The 16,217-nt window shown below is 64.6% G+C and carries 20 protein-coding genes; 14 read left to right on the top strand and 6 right to left on the bottom strand.

Annotated elements, in window-relative coordinates:
• The first annotated feature begins 136 nt into the window (after window positions 1-136).
• Genes RID11_RS17820 through RID11_RS17850 form a run of 7 tightly spaced genes read left to right on the top strand, consistent with a single transcriptional unit; the run spans window position 137 to window position 5,349 of the window.
• Window positions 137-871, top strand: coding sequence for a succinate dehydrogenase/fumarate reductase iron-sulfur subunit (locus RID11_RS17820; RefSeq protein WP_350141536.1), 735 nt, complete (start codon window positions 137-139; stop codon window positions 869-871).
• Window positions 864-1,196, top strand: a complete 333-nt coding sequence (locus RID11_RS17825) for a succinate dehydrogenase (protein ID WP_350141538.1) — start codon at window positions 864-866, stop codon at window positions 1,194-1,196. Before RID11_RS17820 ends, RID11_RS17825 begins: the two co-directional genes overlap by 8 nt.
• Window positions 1,193-1,534 carry a succinate dehydrogenase, cytochrome b556 subunit gene (sdhC, locus tag RID11_RS17830; RefSeq protein ID WP_350141540.1) on the top strand — a complete coding sequence of 114 codons (342 nt, stop codon included), beginning with the start codon at window positions 1,193-1,195 and terminating at the stop codon, window positions 1,532-1,534. The genes RID11_RS17825 and sdhC overlap by 4 nt, the downstream gene beginning before the upstream one ends.
• On the top strand, window positions 1,534-3,288 hold the full coding sequence (locus RID11_RS17835) for an L-aspartate oxidase (RefSeq protein ID WP_350141542.1): 1,755 nt from the start codon (window positions 1,534-1,536) through the stop codon (window positions 3,286-3,288). Before sdhC ends, RID11_RS17835 begins: the two co-directional genes overlap by 1 nt.
• Window positions 3,289-3,302: 14 nt before the next feature.
• On the top strand, window positions 3,303-3,725 hold the full coding sequence (locus RID11_RS17840) for a hypothetical protein (RefSeq protein ID WP_350141543.1): 423 nt from the start codon (window positions 3,303-3,305) through the stop codon (window positions 3,723-3,725).
• Complete coding sequence (locus tag RID11_RS17845) at window positions 3,722-4,681, top strand: fumarate hydratase (protein ID WP_350141544.1); 960 nt, start codon at window positions 3,722-3,724, stop codon at window positions 4,679-4,681. Before RID11_RS17840 ends, RID11_RS17845 begins: the two co-directional genes overlap by 4 nt.
• On the top strand, window positions 4,678-5,349 hold the full coding sequence (locus RID11_RS17850) for a fumarate hydratase C-terminal domain-containing protein (RefSeq protein WP_350141546.1): 672 nt from the start codon (window positions 4,678-4,680) through the stop codon (window positions 5,347-5,349). Before RID11_RS17845 ends, RID11_RS17850 begins: the two co-directional genes overlap by 4 nt.
• A gap of 12 nt (window positions 5,350-5,361) precedes the next feature.
• Here RID11_RS17850 and RID11_RS17855 read toward each other — a convergent pair whose 3' ends face one another.
• Window positions 5,362-6,105 carry a sulfite exporter TauE/SafE family protein gene (locus RID11_RS17855; RefSeq protein ID WP_350141548.1) on the bottom strand — a complete coding sequence of 248 codons (744 nt, stop codon included), beginning with the start codon at window positions 6,103-6,105 and terminating at the stop codon, window positions 5,362-5,364.
• The gene (locus RID11_RS17860) at window positions 6,102-7,010 is read right to left on the bottom strand and encodes a LysR family transcriptional regulator (RefSeq protein WP_350141550.1); all 909 of its coding nucleotides are present in this window, start codon (window positions 7,008-7,010) and stop codon (window positions 6,102-6,104) included. Before RID11_RS17860 ends, RID11_RS17855 begins: the two co-directional genes overlap by 4 nt.
• 150 nt (window positions 7,011-7,160) lie before the next feature.
• On the opposite strand from RID11_RS17860, the gene RID11_RS17865 reads away from it, so the two are divergent.
• The 7 genes from RID11_RS17865 (at window position 7,161) to RID11_RS17895 (ending at window position 13,030) form a co-directional block, all read left to right on the top strand.
• Window positions 7,161-8,138, top strand: a complete 978-nt coding sequence (locus RID11_RS17865; protein WP_350141551.1) for a tripartite tricarboxylate transporter substrate binding protein — start codon at window positions 7,161-7,163, stop codon at window positions 8,136-8,138.
• An 82-nt stretch (window positions 8,139-8,220) separates the two neighbouring features.
• Window positions 8,221-8,712, top strand: a complete 492-nt coding sequence (locus RID11_RS17870) for a tripartite tricarboxylate transporter TctB family protein (RefSeq protein WP_350141553.1) — start codon at window positions 8,221-8,223, stop codon at window positions 8,710-8,712.
• On the top strand, window positions 8,709-10,199 hold the full coding sequence (locus tag RID11_RS17875; RefSeq protein ID WP_350141554.1) for a tripartite tricarboxylate transporter permease: 1,491 nt from the start codon (window positions 8,709-8,711) through the stop codon (window positions 10,197-10,199). Before RID11_RS17870 ends, RID11_RS17875 begins: the two co-directional genes overlap by 4 nt.
• Window positions 10,200-10,336: 137 nt before the next feature.
• The gene (locus RID11_RS17880) at window positions 10,337-10,777 is read left to right on the top strand and encodes a YeeE/YedE family protein (protein ID WP_350141556.1); all 441 of its coding nucleotides are present in this window, start codon (window positions 10,337-10,339) and stop codon (window positions 10,775-10,777) included.
• Between the two features lie 3 nt (window positions 10,778-10,780).
• The gene (locus RID11_RS17885; RefSeq protein WP_350141557.1) at window positions 10,781-11,215 is read left to right on the top strand and encodes a DUF6691 family protein; all 435 of its coding nucleotides are present in this window, start codon (window positions 10,781-10,783) and stop codon (window positions 11,213-11,215) included.
• The gene (locus tag RID11_RS17890) at window positions 11,212-12,096 is read left to right on the top strand and encodes an MBL fold metallo-hydrolase (protein WP_350141558.1); all 885 of its coding nucleotides are present in this window, start codon (window positions 11,212-11,214) and stop codon (window positions 12,094-12,096) included. Before RID11_RS17885 ends, RID11_RS17890 begins: the two co-directional genes overlap by 4 nt.
• Window positions 12,097-12,145: 49 nt before the next feature.
• The gene (locus tag RID11_RS17895) at window positions 12,146-13,030 is read left to right on the top strand and encodes a substrate-binding domain-containing protein (RefSeq protein WP_350141559.1); all 885 of its coding nucleotides are present in this window, start codon (window positions 12,146-12,148) and stop codon (window positions 13,028-13,030) included.
• A 115-nt stretch (window positions 13,031-13,145) separates the two neighbouring features.
• On the opposite strand, the gene RID11_RS17900 is transcribed toward RID11_RS17895, so the two are convergent.
• From RID11_RS17900 to RID11_RS17915, 4 genes are all read right to left on the bottom strand, one after another.
• Window positions 13,146-13,973 (bottom strand): ABC transporter substrate-binding protein, encoded by an 828-nt coding sequence (locus RID11_RS17900; protein ID WP_350141561.1) that lies wholly within the window; start codon window positions 13,971-13,973, stop codon window positions 13,146-13,148.
• Between the two features lie 25 nt (window positions 13,974-13,998).
• On the bottom strand, window positions 13,999-14,769 hold the full coding sequence (locus RID11_RS17905) for an ATP-binding cassette domain-containing protein (RefSeq protein ID WP_350141563.1): 771 nt from the start codon (window positions 14,767-14,769) through the stop codon (window positions 13,999-14,001).
• Window positions 14,762-15,469, bottom strand: a complete 708-nt coding sequence (locus RID11_RS17910; RefSeq protein WP_350141565.1) for an ABC transporter permease — start codon at window positions 15,467-15,469, stop codon at window positions 14,762-14,764. Before RID11_RS17910 ends, RID11_RS17905 begins: the two co-directional genes overlap by 8 nt.
• A gap of 73 nt (window positions 15,470-15,542) precedes the next feature.
• The gene (locus RID11_RS17915) at window positions 15,543-16,214 is read right to left on the bottom strand and encodes a class I SAM-dependent methyltransferase (RefSeq protein ID WP_350141567.1); all 672 of its coding nucleotides are present in this window, start codon (window positions 16,212-16,214) and stop codon (window positions 15,543-15,545) included.
• Between the last annotated feature and the right edge of the window lie 3 nt (window positions 16,215-16,217).

Raw genomic sequence — 16,217 nt, forward strand, 5'->3', positions numbered from 1 at the left:
AAAGAGGGGCCGGTCGAGGGTCGGCCCCTTTTATTGAAAGAAAAGCTAACCGAAAACATAAGAATTAATTCCTTTTTGTTAGCTGTGCTGATATTTATAACCAAGGTCACACTCAAACCAACCGTCCGGGGGACATGTGACCACCACGCCCGACACTTTGCGCGTCACCGTGCAGCGCGGCACGCAAGCGACGCTGCGCCGGGAAACCTTCGACGTGCCCGCCTATGAAAATCAGACCGTGCTCGATGTGGTGACCTGGATTCAGCAGATGGCCGACCCGACGCTCAGCTATCGCTTTGCCTGCCGCGTCGGCATGTGCGGCTCCTGCGCGATGATGGTCAACGGCGTGCCGCGCTGGACCTGCCGGACGCATGTTAAGAAGGTCGCCGCTGACGGTGAGCTTGACATCGCGCCCCTGCGCAACCTGCCGATAATAAAGGATCTTGTCGCCGACATGGACCCGTTTTTCGACAAATGGGTGGCCGCCGAGGCGCGCTTGCATCCCTCTGCCGGGCGCGGGGATGAGTTCGATCCGGTCACATCGCAAGAGCCCGCCCGCGCCGAGGCCGATCTCGGGATCGAGTGTATCAACTGCGGCATCTGCTATGCGGCCTGCGATACGGTCGCGGGCAATCCCGATTACCTTGGACCGGCGGCGCTGCAACGGGCGTGGACGCTTCTGAACGACAGCCGTGACGCGGACCGCGACGGTATTCTCGCGGCGGTGTCGGGCAAGGGCGGGTGCCACAACTGCCACTCGATGGGCAGTTGCGCGCAATATTGTCCCAATGATCTCAACCCGATGCGCGCGATTGCCGGGCTGAAGCGCGAGACGGTCCGCGCCGCGTGGGGGCGCAAGCGCGATGCTTGATCTGCGGCTCTACATGGCGCAACGGCTGAGCGCATTGGTAATGGCACCCTTCGTTCTGGGCCATATCGCGGTGATGATTTACGCCATTCAGGGCGGCCTCTCCACCGCCGAAATCCTCGGTCGCACGCAGGGCAGCCTCTTGTGGTTCCTGTTCTACGGGACCTTCGTTATCGCCGTTTCGGTCCATGCCGCCATCGGTCTGCGTGTCATCGCGCATGAATGGGCCGGGCTGCGGGGGCGGGTGCTGGACTGGCTGATGTGGGGCATCGGCGCGTGTCTGTTTTACGTCGGTATTCTGGCGGTATTCGCGGTGTCTCTGCCATGAAGACACCGCCCCGCTCTCACCCCCTCTGGCTCGCCTTCCTGTTGCACCGTCTGTCGGGGCTGGCGCTGGCGCTGTTCCTGCCGGTGCATCTGTGGCTCTTGTCTCAAGCGGTCACGTCGCCCGCCACGCTCGACGGCTTCCTCGCCTTCGCCGACCACCCGCTGGTGAAGCTGGCCGAGTTTGGCCTCGTCTTCCTGCTCGCCGTGCACATGGGCGGCGGGCTGCGCCTGCTGGCACTGGAATTCCTGCCGTGGTCCGACCGGCACAAGACCTTTGCCGCCGCCGCCATCGGCGCGGCGCTGTTCCTGTCCGGCACATTCTTCCTGAGGGCGATTTGATGGCGCATATTGACCGGCATGATACCGATATCCTGATCATCGGCACCGGCGGCGCGGGCCTCTTTGCGGCGCTCCACGCGCAGCAATCGGCGCCTGCGGGCACGCGCATCACCATCGCCGTCAAGGGCCTGATCGGCAAATGCGGCTGCACGCGGATGGTGCAGGGCGGCTATAACGTGGCCCTGGGCGGGGGCGACACGGTCGAGCGGCATTTCATGGACACGATTCAGGGCGGCAAATGGCTGCCCAATCAGGACATGGCGTGGCGGCTCTGCGAACAGGCGGTGGTGCGCATCCATGAGTTGGAAAACGAGATCGGTTGCTATTTCGACCGCAACCCCGACGGCACCCTGCATCAAAAGGCCTTTGCCGGGCAGACCGCCGACCGCACGGTGCACAAGGGCGATCTGACCGGCATCGAGATCATTAGCCGGTTGATGGAGCAGGTTCTGGCGCGGCCCGTGGAGAAGTTGCAGGAACATCGCGCCATCGGCCTGATCCCGACGCGTGACGGCCATGCGCTCGCGGGGGTGCTGTTCATCGACATGCGCACCGGGGGCTTTCGCCTTGTCCGGGCCAAGACGGTGCTGATGGCCACCGGCGGCGGCCCGACCATGTACAAGTACAACACCCCCTCGGGCGACAAGACGATGGACGGGCTGGCCATGGCGCTGCGCGCGGGGTTGGAACTCCGCGATATGGAGATGGTGCAGTTTCATCCCACCGGCCTGCTGGCCGGCGATCACACCCGGATGACCGGCACGGTGCTGGAGGAGGGCTTGCGCGGCGCGGGCGGGCGGTTGCTCAACGGTGCCGAGAACCGCTTCATGTTCGACTATGACGCATCGGGCGAGCGCGCGACGCGCGACGTGGTCAGCCGCGCGATCTATGCCGAGATGCGCAAGAACAACACGACGGATAATGGCGGCGTTTTCATCTCCATGTCCCATCTCGGCCCCGACCATGTGCGCGCGAAATTCCCCGGCATGGTCAAACGCTGCGCCGATAGCGGCTTTGATCTGGCGGGGGGCCTCGTCGAGGTGGCGCCGACCGCGCATTACTTCATGGGCGGCGTGGTCGTGGATGCCGGCACCCGCACCGCGATGGAGGGGCTTTACGTCGCCGGAGAGGACGCAGGCGGCGCACATGGCTCTAATCGCCTCGGCGGCAATGGTGTGGCCAATTCCACCGTCTATGGCGGGGTGGCGGGCGATGTGATGGGCGCGGATATCCGCAGCATGGGCGCGCTACGCGATCCCTGCCCCGAAGTCTTGCAGGCCGAAGTGGACCGCGCCCTTCATCCGCTCAGCCGCAAGCCGGACCTCGTGCAGCCGATGCGCCACGCCCTGCAAGAGGCGATGTGGGAGGATGTGGGCGTCATGCGCAATGCTCCCGGCATGGAACGCGGGCTGACCCGTGTTGGTGAGATTTCCAAGGAGTTGATGGAGGTCGGCGTCGCGGGCGATGACCTCGCCTTCAACCTCACCTGGCATGACTGGCTGAATCTCCGCTCGCTTTGTGATATATCTGAGGCGATCACGCTGGCAGCCCTTGCCCGCGAAAACTCGCGCGGGGCGCATTACCGCGAGGATTTCCCCGAGACGGGCGATCTCGATGCGTCCTATTTCACCGTGGTCACGCAGACGGGCGAAGCGCTCGACGTGCGCCGTGACCCGGTTCAATTCACCAAGGTGCGCCCGGGCGAGACGATCATGCCCGACGGCGCACCCGAAACACTGGTGGCAGCACAATAGAAAGGAAGCAGAGGTTGGAAACGAACGCTTCAAATGCTGCAGAAATAGCTGCGGCAAGTCCTTGGCTCGATGCCGCCATACTAGCAGCGGGGGTATCTTTCTTGACTGCGATTGTTACAGCGTATCTTACATCGCGTTCCCAAGAGAAGCGACTCAGAACGCAGCTCAAGCTCGAACACTCAGTGGAGGCTGCAATCATTGAACTTTTGGGTAATCGGGGGTGGGAGATGCGGAGCTTCAAGACAATAAAGCACCACATCCGAGGATTTGAAGATGATGAGTTGCGGCGTTTTCTGGTCCGGGCAGGAGCTGTGGCTTTTCAGCAGCAACCTAGTGACCGAAAAAATGATGACCCACACCGCGACGATCCCGAAAAGCTGGAGCGATGGGGCCTTTTGGTGAAGAACAGACATAACCTCGATAAGGCCAACCCATGATACCCATCTCCCTAATCCAATCCACCGCCGGGACGCTGATGGACAAGGCGGCGATCGAGATCCCCGACGACTACCTGACCGGGCTGCAACACGCCGCCGAGACCGAGGACGGGGACCTCTCGTCCTTCGTCCTGCAAGCCATGCTGGAGAATTACAAGGCCGCCAAGGAGGACCGCCGCGCCATGTGCGGCGATACCGGCTGTCCGCGCTGGTACGTCAAGATGGGCAACGATACGCAGATCGAGGGCGGGCCGGTGGCGCTTGAGGCCGCGCTCCGCCGGGCCACGGCGCAGGCGACCGACGGCGTGCCGTTGCGCCCCAATCGGGTGCACCCGCTCTGGCGCACCGATCACAATAACAACGTCGGCATCGGCGCGCCCGAGATCGAATATGGCTATGAGCCGGGGGGCGAGTGGATCGACCTCATCACCGTGCACAAGGGCGGGCTTTTTGGCACCGATTACCGGATGCTGTTCCCCTCGGACGGGATCGAGGGGATCAAGCGGTTCTATCTCGACAGCCTCGTGGCCTTCGGCAAGCGCGGGCTGGCCTGTCAGCCAGCGATTATCGGCATCGGGCTTGGCGGCTCCAAGGATACCTGCATGGTGCTGGGCAAGCGCGCCGCCTGCCTGCGCGTGGTGGGCAGCGAAAACCCGGACCCCAAGATCGCGGCGCTGGAGCGCGAGTTCAAGGATCTGGGCAATTCCATTGGCATGGGCGCGATGGGCTTTGTCGGCAAGAACATGGTCGTCGATTGCAACATCGAGGTCGGCTATTGCCACACCGGGGGCATGCAGATGTCGGTGCATGCCTTTTGCCTGTCGTCGCGGCGGGCGGTGGCGCGCATCTATCCGGATGGCCGGGTGGAATACCGCACCGACCCCGACTGGTTCACCCCCTATCAGCGGCGCGAGACGGTCGAGTGGCCGGGCAGCGCGCAGGAGGCGGCCGAATGACAAAACCCCGTGAAATCAGCCTCAGCACCACGCCGACGCCCGAGGCGCTGGCCGAGTTGCGGCTGGGCGATATCGTCTATCTCGACGGTCTGCTCTACACCGCGCGCGAAGGCGTCTACAAACGCGCGCTGGAAGAGCAGGCGAATATCCCGATGGAATTGCCGGGCGAGAGCGCGGCGAATTTCCATTGCTCGCCTGCCGCGGCGATCCGGTCTGACGGCAGCTTCGACATGGGGGCGGTGACGGCGACGGCCTCGTTCCGTTTTGCCAAGTGGCTGCCGGAATGGATGGAGAAAACCGGCGCGCGGCTGATCATCGGCAAGGGCGGCATGTCGTCGAAGGATTACAAGGAATATTTCGTGCCCAATGGCGCGATTTACCTGTCGACCGTGGGCTACGGCACCGGCGCTTTGCTCGGGCGCGGGATCGAGAAGGTCGAGGCGGTGCATTGGCGCGATGAGCTGGGGCTGGCACAGGCGATGTGGGTCATCCGCTGCAACAAGATGGGGCCGTTCATCGTGGCCTCGGATCTCAATGGCGATTGCCTCTTCGAGCGCGAGAATGCCAAGATCGTTCAAAACCTCGACCGCGTTTATGAAGGCACCCGCCCCGCCACACTCAAGCGCTACGGCGAAACCGATGACCGCTCGGATGAGGTGATCGGGTAAGGGCGGACGCTATCAGATCATCTCGCGCGCCAGAAGCACCGCGCCGGAAATGAATGTCATGGCGATCAGCAGCCGCCTGAAGGCTGCATCCGGCAGCCGCTTGAAGATCGCGATGCCGAGTTGCGCGGCGATGACCGAGAGCGGCAAGGCCAGCGCGAGGTAGATCAGCGTCTCGCGGGTATAGGCGCCCTTCACCGCGAGCGCGGCGGCCGTGAGGGCCAGAACCGTCACGTTGAAGGGTTGCAGCACGGCGCGCGTCTCGGCCTTGGGCCAGGGGCGCAGGGCGCACCACATCATCGGGAGCGCCCCCGACAGCGAGGCGGCACCGCCAAGCACCCCACCCGAAAAGCCCACGATCATGTCCCAGACCGGCGTCGGGCGTTCAAACCGGGGCAGATGCGTGCGCAGGCTGAAATAGCCGCCATAAAGGATCAGGAACCCGGCGACCCCCAGTTTCAGGCTGCGCGCGTCCAGCACCGACAGGGCCAGCACGCCCAGGGGAATACCCAGGATTCCGGGCAGCAGGAATCGCGCGAGGCGTCGTTTGTTGGTGCCGATGGCATGACGCACGATCCAAAGCCCTTGCAGGCCGGTAAGGGCAGAGAGCACGACCACCACCGCCACCGCCTGCACCGGTGGCATCACATTGAGGAAAAACCCGAGCGCGAAAAGCGCGGTGCCGAAGCCTGCCAGCCCGTTGATCAACCCGCCCGCAAGCGCGCCTGCGGCGACATACAGCGCGATCTCGGGCGTCATGCGGCGGTGCCCGCCACGGCCGGTTTGAACGTCCCGATCTCGACCGCGCCGAGCAGGGCGGTGTGGATCTCCTGAATGACCCGGATGCGGGGATTGTCGCGGCGATGCGCGAGGGTCAGTTGCCGGACCGGTGCCCCCTCGGGCAATGGCAGGCGACGCAGGGGCAGGGGGTTTGCCCCGCGCACACAGCGCGCCGGCACGATCGAGACGCCAAGCCCCGCCAGAACCATGCTGGAAATCGCCTCCAGCCCCTGCAATTCCATGGTCACGTTGACGGCGATGGACTGCTCGCGCAGCCAGCCGTCGATCAGCCCGCCCACCACGGCGTCGCGGCTGAAGCGGATGAAGGGATGGTTTGCCAGAAGGGCGCGCACATCGTCACCTATGGTGTCCTCGGGGGCCAGCAACTCCATCGGTTCGCGGGCGATATCGGCATGATCGATCTCGGGCGGTAACGGCCCTTGCCGCGACAGCACCGCGCAATCAAGCGCGCCGCGCTCGACCTCGGCAATGAGCCCGGTCGTCATGCCGGGCACGATGCGCACATGCAGGTCGGGAAAGCTCTGCTTCAGCAGTCTCACCGACAGGGGCGTCAGGCCCGTGAGGGTCATCGGCACCGCGCCGAGCGAGATTTCGCCCTGAAACCCCTCATCGCCCAGAACCGACGGCACGATCCCGTCATAGGCGCGCACGATCTCTCGCGCCCGGGCGACAAGCGCGCGTCCTGCCGGGGTCAGCTCCGGCGTGCGCCGCGACCGGTCGAACAGCGCGACGCCCCATTCCTCCTCAAGGCTGCGCATCTGCTGGCTGACGGCGGCATGGGTCACGAACACCGCATCAGCGGCGGCGCTGAAGGTCTTGTGCTCGTCCACGGCGATCAGGGTGCGGAGGCGTCGGATTGACATGATCTGCCTTTACCGTAAGCTTTGTTAACGTAAGCTGTAACGGAATATTGCTTATATTAAGGTTGGCTTAAAGTTACACCTGAACCGGCAGGCGTTGCAATCCGCGATCACGACCCGCGCCGCGACGCCGCGACAGAGGAGGAGGACAGAATGAAACTGAGACATCTGGGCGCGTTTTGCGCCATGGGTCTGGGGCTGGCGGCGGCACCCGCGCTGGCCGAATATCCCGAACGCCCGATCAACATGGTCATTCCCTATGGCGCGGGCGGGGCCACCGACATTTCCGCTCGCACCATCGCCGAGCCTCTGGGCAACGCGGTGGGCGGCACGCTGGTCATGTCGAACATCACTGGCGCGGGGGGGGCGACCGGCTCGGTCGCGGTGCAGAACGCCAAACCCGACGGCTACACGATGCTGTTCGCGCGTGTCGGCTCGCATTCCGTGAACCCGGCGATGAAGGCGACGCTGCCCTACACGCTCGATGATTACCGCTTTGTCACGGTCTATGAGATCAACCCGGTGGCCTGTGCGGTGCGGCCCGATTCCGGCATCGAGAGCATGGAGGATCTGGTCAGCCTGACCGAGAGCGAGGGCACCAGCTATAGCTCGTCGGGCGTGGGGTCGATGCTGCATCTGGCGGCGGTGTTCGTGCTCGATGAGTTCGGCGTCAAGGACCCGCTGGAAAAGGCCACGCATATCCCGCAAAAGGGCGGCGGTGCCGCGGCGACGGCGGTTCTCAACGGCACGGCGACGTTCCTGTGCACCAATACTTCGGCGCTGGCGAGTTTCGTGTCCAATGGGCAATTGAAGCCGCTGATGGTGACGACGGACGAGCCGGTGCCGGGATTCGATGCTCCATCGGCGAGTTCACTGGGAAAATCTGAACTCACCCAGTTGGTTGGCTGGACCGGCATCGCCGGGCCGGATGACCTGCCTGATGACGTCGCCGCCAAATGGGGCGAATGGATTGCCGAGGCGGCTGGCAACGAGAAATTTGTCGAGCAGATGACCGAGCGCGGCTCGGTGATCGAGGTGATGAGCCCGGAAGAGGCAAACGACTTCATCGAGACGCAATACGAGACCTTCCGCGCGCTGGTGGACAAGCTGGGCATGCGGATCGAAGGCTGAGGCCTGATTGACAAACGTCCCGGGCGCGGCTGTCCTGCGCCCGGGGCTATCATCGCCGTAATCTGATCGGGGAGGGTCAGGTGTGAGCCATCGGGCAATGCAGGTGCAACTGGGCATCGGGGCCATCATCGCGGCCCTCTTTCTTATCCTATATGCCATTCCGAACTGGGTCTCGTCGCCCAGCAATGTGCGCAATATCGTCCTGTCGCCGCTCTTTTGGCCTTACATTCTCGGTGGGCTCACGGGGCTGATCGGACTGGCGCTGGTGCTGACGGGGCGGCAGCGACTGGGCGGCGGCGAACCGGTCAATGAACCGATCGACGATCCGCGTCAGGGCATGCTGCGCCTCGCGGCGATGGCGGTGCTGATGGTGGCGACCTTCTGGGTCATGCCCTGGCTCGGCATGGTCTGGACCTCCATGCTGGCCTTTGTCGCGCTCGCCTTTCTGGTCAAGACGCGCCACCCGGCGACGGCCTTCATCTGCGCAATCGTGGTGCCGCTCGTGCTCTATGCCTTCTTCGCGCATGTGGCGAGCGTTGCCATTCCGCAAGGTGAACTGGTGAGACTGCCATGAGCCTGATTGACAGCGTGATGGCGGGGCTGGCCCTTGTCGGCAATTGGGAGGCGTTCCTGTCACTTGCCATCGGCGTGGTGATCGGCGTGGTCGGTGGCGCGATCCCCGGTATTTCGGCGACCATGGCGGTGGCACTGGCGCTGCCCTTTACCTTTCCGATGGCACCGATCAACGGCATCCTGCTGCTGCTGGGCGTCTACAAGGGCGGCATTTTCGGCGGCTCGATCCCGGCGATCCTGATCAAGACGCCGGGCACGCCGGCCTCCTCGGCCACGATCCTCGACGGCCACCCGATGGCTGAACGCGGCGAGGCGGGGCGCGCGCTGGGCATGGCGCTCTGGGCGTCCTGCACGGCGGATTTCGTCTCGAACCTTGCGCTGATCTTCTTTGCGGGCTTCCTTGCCTCTTTCGCGCTCAGCTTCGGCCCGCCGGAGTTTTTCGCACTGATCCTGTTCTCATTGACGATCATCGCGGGCGTCTCGGGCGAGAGCCTGCTGCGCGGCGCGCTGTCGGCGCTGTTGGGGCTGCTGCTGGCCACCATCGGCCTCGATCTGGTCTATGGCACCAACCGCTTCACCTTCGGCGATCCGAACCTGATGGGCGGGCTGAATTTCATCGCCGTGCTGATCGGCCTCTTTGCCATTCCAGAGGTGATCAACATGGTCTGGCACCCCACCGGTCACATGGGCAAGGTGCAAAAGCTTGGCAGCAAATGGGTCACATTTGCAGAGTACAAGCGCAGCTTCCGCTCGATCATCCGGGGCAGTTTCATCGGGGTCTTTCTTGGCTCCATCCCCGGCATCGGTGCGGCCCCGGCGGCGTTCCTCAGCTATTCCGAGGCGCGGCGCAAATCGCCCAACAAGGCGAATTTCGGCAAGGGCGAGATCGAGGGTGTGGCAGCTTCCGAGGCGGGCAACAATGGCGTGGCGGGCGCGACGCTCATTCCGCTGCTGGCGCTGGGCGTGCCGGGCGACGTGATCACCGCGATCATCATCGGGGCCTTCATGGTGCACGGGCTGCAGCCGGGGCCGATGATGTTCGTGCTCAACGTCGATATCATCTACGGCCTCTTCATCGGCCTGATCCTGTCCTCGGGAATACTCTTCGTCGTCGGAGGGTTGGCCATTCGCGGCTTTCGCCCGGTGGCCGATATCCCCAAGCGCATTCTCATGCCGATGGTGCTGGTGCTGTGCATCTACGGGGTGTTCGCGGTCAACAACAACATCTTCGACGTGGGCGTGATGTTCGTGATGGGCTGGGTCGGCTTCGTGATGGCACGCTATCACATCCCGGCCGCGCCCTTCCTCATCGCCTTCATCCTCGGGCCGCTGCTCGAGGATAATTTCCGCCAATCCATGCTGATGTCGGGCGGCAGCCCCGATATCCTGCTGCGCGGGCCGATCACCTGGTTCTTCTGGGCGCTGACGGTGATCAGTATCGTGGCGATCACCCGTGGCACCCTGCGCGCGGCACAATCCAAGGACTAGGCTGCGCGCGGGCCGGTCACATTTCTGTGGACGCTGGATTAGCCCTGTAAAAAAAGACCGCTCTTTCATATATTCAGTCATGAATATGTATCGGCGCGCCGTGAGGCGCTCCCATGACGGATGAAGGAAGACGACAAATGACAGGGTACGAGACGGAATTCACCCCGCTCATGTCACTGGCGGGGGGCGTGTTGATCGGGGCATCGGCGGTCTTGCTGATGTTCCTGCAAGGCCGGGTGATGGGGGCCACGGGCATTCTGTCGGGGCTGGTGACAGGCACCGCGCCCGGCGACAAGGGCTGGCGCGCGGCGATGGTCGCGGGGATGATCGCCGGGCCCTTGCAGGTGCTGGCGCTGAGCGGGCAAATGCCTGCGGTCGATGTGCCGGTCAGCTGGCCGATGATCCTGATAGGCGGGTTCATCGTGGGCATCGGCGTGACCTATGGCTCGGGCTGCACCTCGGGGCACGGGGTCTGCGGCAATGCGCGGCTCTCGCCCCGCTCGATGGTCGCCACGGTGACCTTCATGATCACCTGCGGCGTCACCGTCTACGTGATCCGTCACGTGATGGGGGGCTGAGAGATGCGCTTGCTGTCCGCTTTCATCGTCGGCCTGATCTTTGGCGTGGGGATCGCCATATCCGGCATGATCAACCCGGCCAAGGTGCTCAATTTCTTCGATATCGCCGGAACATGGGACCCGAGCCTGATCTTCGTGATGGGCGGCGCGCTGGTGACCACCTTCATCGGCTATCGCGTCGTGCTGCGGCGTGATAAACCTGCCATCGAAGAGAGGTTCCAACTGCCCGCGGCACGCGATATCGACGCGCGGCTGGTCGGCGGCTCTGCGGTGTTCGGCATCGGCTGGGGCATTGCCGGGTTCTGCCCCGGTGCCGCCGTGCCGGCGCTCGGCTCGGGCAAGGTCGAGGTTGTGGGCTTTGTCGCCGCCCTGCTCGTCGGGTTGTGGGTGGCGCGCCTCGTTCAGGCGAAACAGGCAGAACGGAAGGCCATGGCATGAGCGATTACCCGGTGAACAAGGACGTGCATCCGCAGGTCACGGCATTCTTTGACGAGGACACCAACACGATCAGCTACGTGGTGAAGGATCCGGGCTCCAACGCCTGCGCGGTGGTCGATAGCGTGATGGATATCGACATGGCGGCGGGGCGGATCACCTACGATCAGGCCGACGCGATGATCGCCCATATCGAGCGTGAAGGCCTGAGCCTCGAATGGATCATCGAGACCCATGTGCATGCCGACCACCTGTCTGCCGCGCCCTATATTCAGGAGCGTCTTGGAGGCAAGGTCGGCATCGGCGAAAAGATCATGGTCGTGCAGGATGTCTTCGGCAAGATCTTCAACGAGGGCACCGAGTTTCAGCGCGATGGCAGCCAGTTCGACCGGCTGTTCAAGGATGGCGATACCTATACCGTGGGTGGCATGACCTGTTTCGCCATTCACACGCCCGGCCATACGCCCGCCTGCATGACCCATGTCATGGGCGATGCGGCCTTTGTGGGCGATACGCTTTTCATGCCCGATGGCGGCTCGGCGCGGGCCGATTTCCCGGGCGGCGATGCGGGTGAACTTTACGACAGTATCCAGAAGGTGCTCGGCCTGCCCGACGCCATGCGTCTCTTCATGTGCCATGATTACGGGCCGGGTGGCCGCGATATCGCGTGGGAGACCACGGTGGCCGAAGAAAAGGCCAACAACATCCACGTGGGCGGCGGCAAGACCCGCGAGGAGTTTGTCCAGTTCCGCACTGAGCGTGACGCGCAGCTCAACATGCCCCGGCTGATCCTGCCATCTTTGCAGGTCAACATGCGTGCGGGCGAGGTGCCGTGCGACCGCGACGGAAACCCGATGCTGAAACTGCCGATCAACCGGCTCTGAGCACGCTTTCCTGCTGATTTCCGGCTCGGAATGGGCTAGGAACAAGGCAATGCCTCAGCGATCCGGAGAGCCGATGGACCCCGCCTATCTGACCACCAAGGAAGTTGCCGACCTGCTGCGCGTGCGCGAGCGCAAGGTCTATGACATGGTGGCGACCGGTGAAATTCCGCATCGCAAGATCACCGGCAAGCTGCTCTTTCCCCAAGGCGAACTCACCGCCTGGATCGAAGGCGAGGGCGCGTTGCACCCCGCCACGCGCCCGGATCTGGTGACAGGCTCGCACGATCCGCTGCTCGACTGGGCGCTGCGTGAAAGCGGGGCCGGGCTTGCGACCCTCTGGAATGGCAGCTGCGATGGGCTGGCAGGGTTTGCCGAGGGCCGCGCGGGCCTCGCCGGGCTGCACATCCCCGACGCCGACGGCTGGAATATCGCAACGCTTGAGGCGGCAGGGCTGCGCGACGCGGTGCTGATCGGCTGGGCGGCGCGGGAGCGTGGCCTGATCCTGACGCCCTCGGTGGCGGATATGGTGCGCGGGTTCGGCGATTTGCGCGGGCGGCGGGTGATCCTGCGGCAGGAGGGGGCCGGTACCACGGCGCTTTTCGATCGCCTGATGCGCGAGGCCGGGCTTGCCCCCGGTGATATCCTCACGCCCACAAGCCCCGCCCATACCGAAAGCGACGCGGCGGCGGCGGTGGCGGCGGGCGAGGCCGAGGCGACGCTCGGCATCGAATCCATGGCGCGGCAGTTCCGCCTCACCTTTCGGCCGCTGTTGCAGGAACGCTTCGATCTGCTGATCGACCGGCGGATCTATTTCACCGACCCCGTGCAGCGCCTTGTCGCCTTCATGCGATCCGACACGATGGTGGCCAAGGCCGCGGCGCTTGGCGGTTATGATCTCGCCCCGATGGGGCAGGTGCGCTGGCTCTCGCCGTGAGGTCGGAGAAGGCCCTTGCAAGGGCCTTCCCACGCGCTTTGCAAAGCGCGTGAAAGCGGCGTGGACGCCGCTTTGTAAGCCGTTTGCAAACGGCTTTCGCGCCAAACTGGATGTGTCAGCCCCCGGCGTTCGGGAAGAACAGCTGCTGGCCATCGACCTTGTAGCCCGCGATGGCGGTCTGCCCCTCATCCGAGAGCACCCAGTCGATGAACGCCTGCCCGGCCTCGGCCTTGACGCTGGCGTGTTTCTCCGGGTTCACGAGGATGATGCCATACTGGTTGAACATCCTCTCGTCGCCCTCGACCGCGATCTGGTAGTCGCCCTTGTTGCCATAGGCGATCCAGGTGGCGCGGTCGGTCATGATATAGGCCCCCATCGCCGTGCCGGTGTTGAGCGTGGCGCCCATGCCAGAGCCGGTCTCGCGATACCAGCCGCCCGAGGCGCCCTGCGCGTCGATGCCGGCCTCTTTCCACAGCCGCAGTTCCGCCTTGTTGGTGCCGCTGTCATCGCCGCGCGAGGCGAATGGTGCCTCGGACTCGGCGATCTTCGTCATCGCCGCAACCACGTCGCTCGAGCCTGCCACGCCCGCGGGGTCTGAGGGCGGGCCGACGATGACGAAATCGTTGTACATCACGTCAAACCGTTCCACGCCGTGCCCCTCGGCCACGAACTTCTCTTCCGCCGGTTTGGCGTGCACGAACAGCACGTCACCATCGCCATTCGCGGCATTCTTGATCGCTTGGCCCGTGCCCACGGCCACGACCCGCACCGCGATGCCGGTCTTGTCCTCGAACATCGGCAGCATGTGGTCGAACAGGCCCGAGTTCTGCGTCGAGGTGGTCGATTGCACCACGATGAACTCGTCCTGCGCCTGCGCGCCACCGGAGAGGCCAAGCGCGAGTGCGGTGCCCATGGCGAGCGAAAGAAGATGACGTCTGAACATTGGAAACTCCCTGTTCGGTTGGTTTTTAAAGATTGGCCGGGGTATATAGCCGCCCCTGCGTCCAGGCGCGGGCGGCCTCCGAGCGCGGTGCGCCCAGCACCTTGTCGAGCGGGCCGCGCTCCGTGACGCGCCCGGCGTGGAGGAATATCACCTCGTCGCCCATGCGCCGCGCCTGGCCCATGTCATGGGTGACCATCACGATGGTCACGCCGCGCGCATGGGCGGCGTTGACCAGATCCTCGATCATCTGGGTCGAGGCGGGATCAAGGCTGCTGGTCGGCTCGTCGAGGAACAGCAACTCCGGCTCGCACACCAGCGCGCGGGCGACCGCGAGGCGCTGCTGCTCGCCGCCCGAAAGCACCCGCGCGGGATGCGTTGCAAGATCGGTCAGCCGCGCCATCTCGAGCGCCTCGTTTGCGCGGTCTGCGCGGTCGCGCCCAGCCAGGCCGTGAACCTTCAGCGCGAAATTCAGATTGGCCAGCACCGAGCGGCGCAGCATGACCGGGCGCTGAAACACCATCGCCTGCGCGCGCCGCGCGGCGCGGTCGGGGGCATTGCCGCGCCAGAACACCTGCCCCGCAGAGGGCGTCAGCAAGCCGTGCAGCAGCCGCAAAAGCAGGCTCTTGCCGCTGCCATTCGCGCCCATCACAAGGGTGCGCTTGCCCGGCTCTACCGTCACATCAATGCCGTGAATGAGGGCCTGCCCGCCCGCCGCAAAGCGCAAGCCCCGCGCCTCCAGCAGCGGCCGCGTCACGGCACCGCTTTCGGTGCGGATATTCCTCGCCGTATCAAGCATAGGCCGCCCGCACCGCCGAGGCCCGCAGCGCCATCACCGCGGCATTGACGATCACAGCCAGCGCCAGAAGCAACACACCCAAGGCCAGTGCCAGTTCCAGATTGCCCTTGGAGGTCTCCAATGCAATTGTCGTGGTCATCACCCGCGTCACGTGGTTGATATTGCCGCCCACAATCAGCACCGCGCCCACCTCGGCCACCGCACGGCCAAAGCCGGCAAGTGCAACCGTCAGCAGGCTATAGCGTGCGTCCCACAACAGCGCCGCCACACGTTCACGTGCCGTCAGTCCGAAAGAGGCGAATTGCTCGGCATATTCGCCGTGCAGGTCCTCGACCACCTGTTTCGTCAGCGCCGCCACGATGGGGGTGACGAGGATGGTTTGCGCAATGATCATCGCAGAGGGGGTGTAGAGCAGGCCGAGGATGCCCAGCGGCCCGGCATTGGACAGCATCAGGTAGACGAAGAGCCCCACCACCACCGGCGGCAGCCCCATCAGCGCATTGAGCAGCACGGTCGCCACGCCGCGCCCGGGAAAGCGAAACGCGCCCACGATTGCGCCCAGGGGCAGGCCGATCAGGCAGGCGATGGCCACCGCCGTCAGCGTCACGCGCAGCGACAAGAGCACGATTTCGCTCAGATCCCGATCCCATGTCAGGATCAGGCCGAGCGCCTCTGCCATGATGTCTCCAAAGCTGAACAAGTGCGATTTCTCCCCTCATCGGGAAAAAAAGCACAAAAACACATATCAATCCAGAGCGAATTTGCCCGAACGCTCAGATCGGCCGCAATCGCCAGAGACGCAGGGGCTGATAAAGTTCGGGGCCTTTGGGGCCTTCGGTCGCGTGGCGGGCAAAGAGATCGGCGAGCCGCTCGCGCTGCGCCTCGGCCACCGCGCGGCGGGCGGGGTCGACGCGGGCGAGGGTGTCGATGAACGCCTCTGTGTCGGCCACCGGCGTGGGCCGCGACCATGTTTCCGGCGCGGGGCCAGTCGCCACCCCCGCAGCCAAGAGCGCGTCGATCGCGGCCATGGCGGCGCGGCGGATCTCGGTTTCATCCTCGACCGGGCGCATCACCTCGAAAAACGGCCCCTCGGCCAGTGGCTCCACCACGATCACCTCACCGCCGGGGCGTAACACCCGCAGCGCCTCGTGCAACGCCTGCCCCATCAGCGGCACCGGCACGTGATGCAGGGAATTGAGAAACACGCAGGCATCGAAACGGCCCGGATCAAACGGCAGCGCCTCGGCCCCGGCAACCGTGAACTGTGCCTCGGGCACGCTCTCTTGCGCCGCCGCGATGGCGTCGGGTGCGGGGTCAATACCCGTCACGGCAAGGCCCTCGCGGACCAGACGCCGGGCAAGCGCGCCCCGCCCACAGCCGATATCGAGCACGTCGCGCGCGCCGGTCTCCTTCAGGGTCGCAACGATCCGTTCGCCTGTGTCCATCGC

Source organism: Roseovarius sp., from assembly GCF_040219995.1.
In the GTDB taxonomy this organism is placed as follows: domain Bacteria; phylum Pseudomonadota; class Alphaproteobacteria; order Rhodobacterales; family Rhodobacteraceae; genus Roseovarius.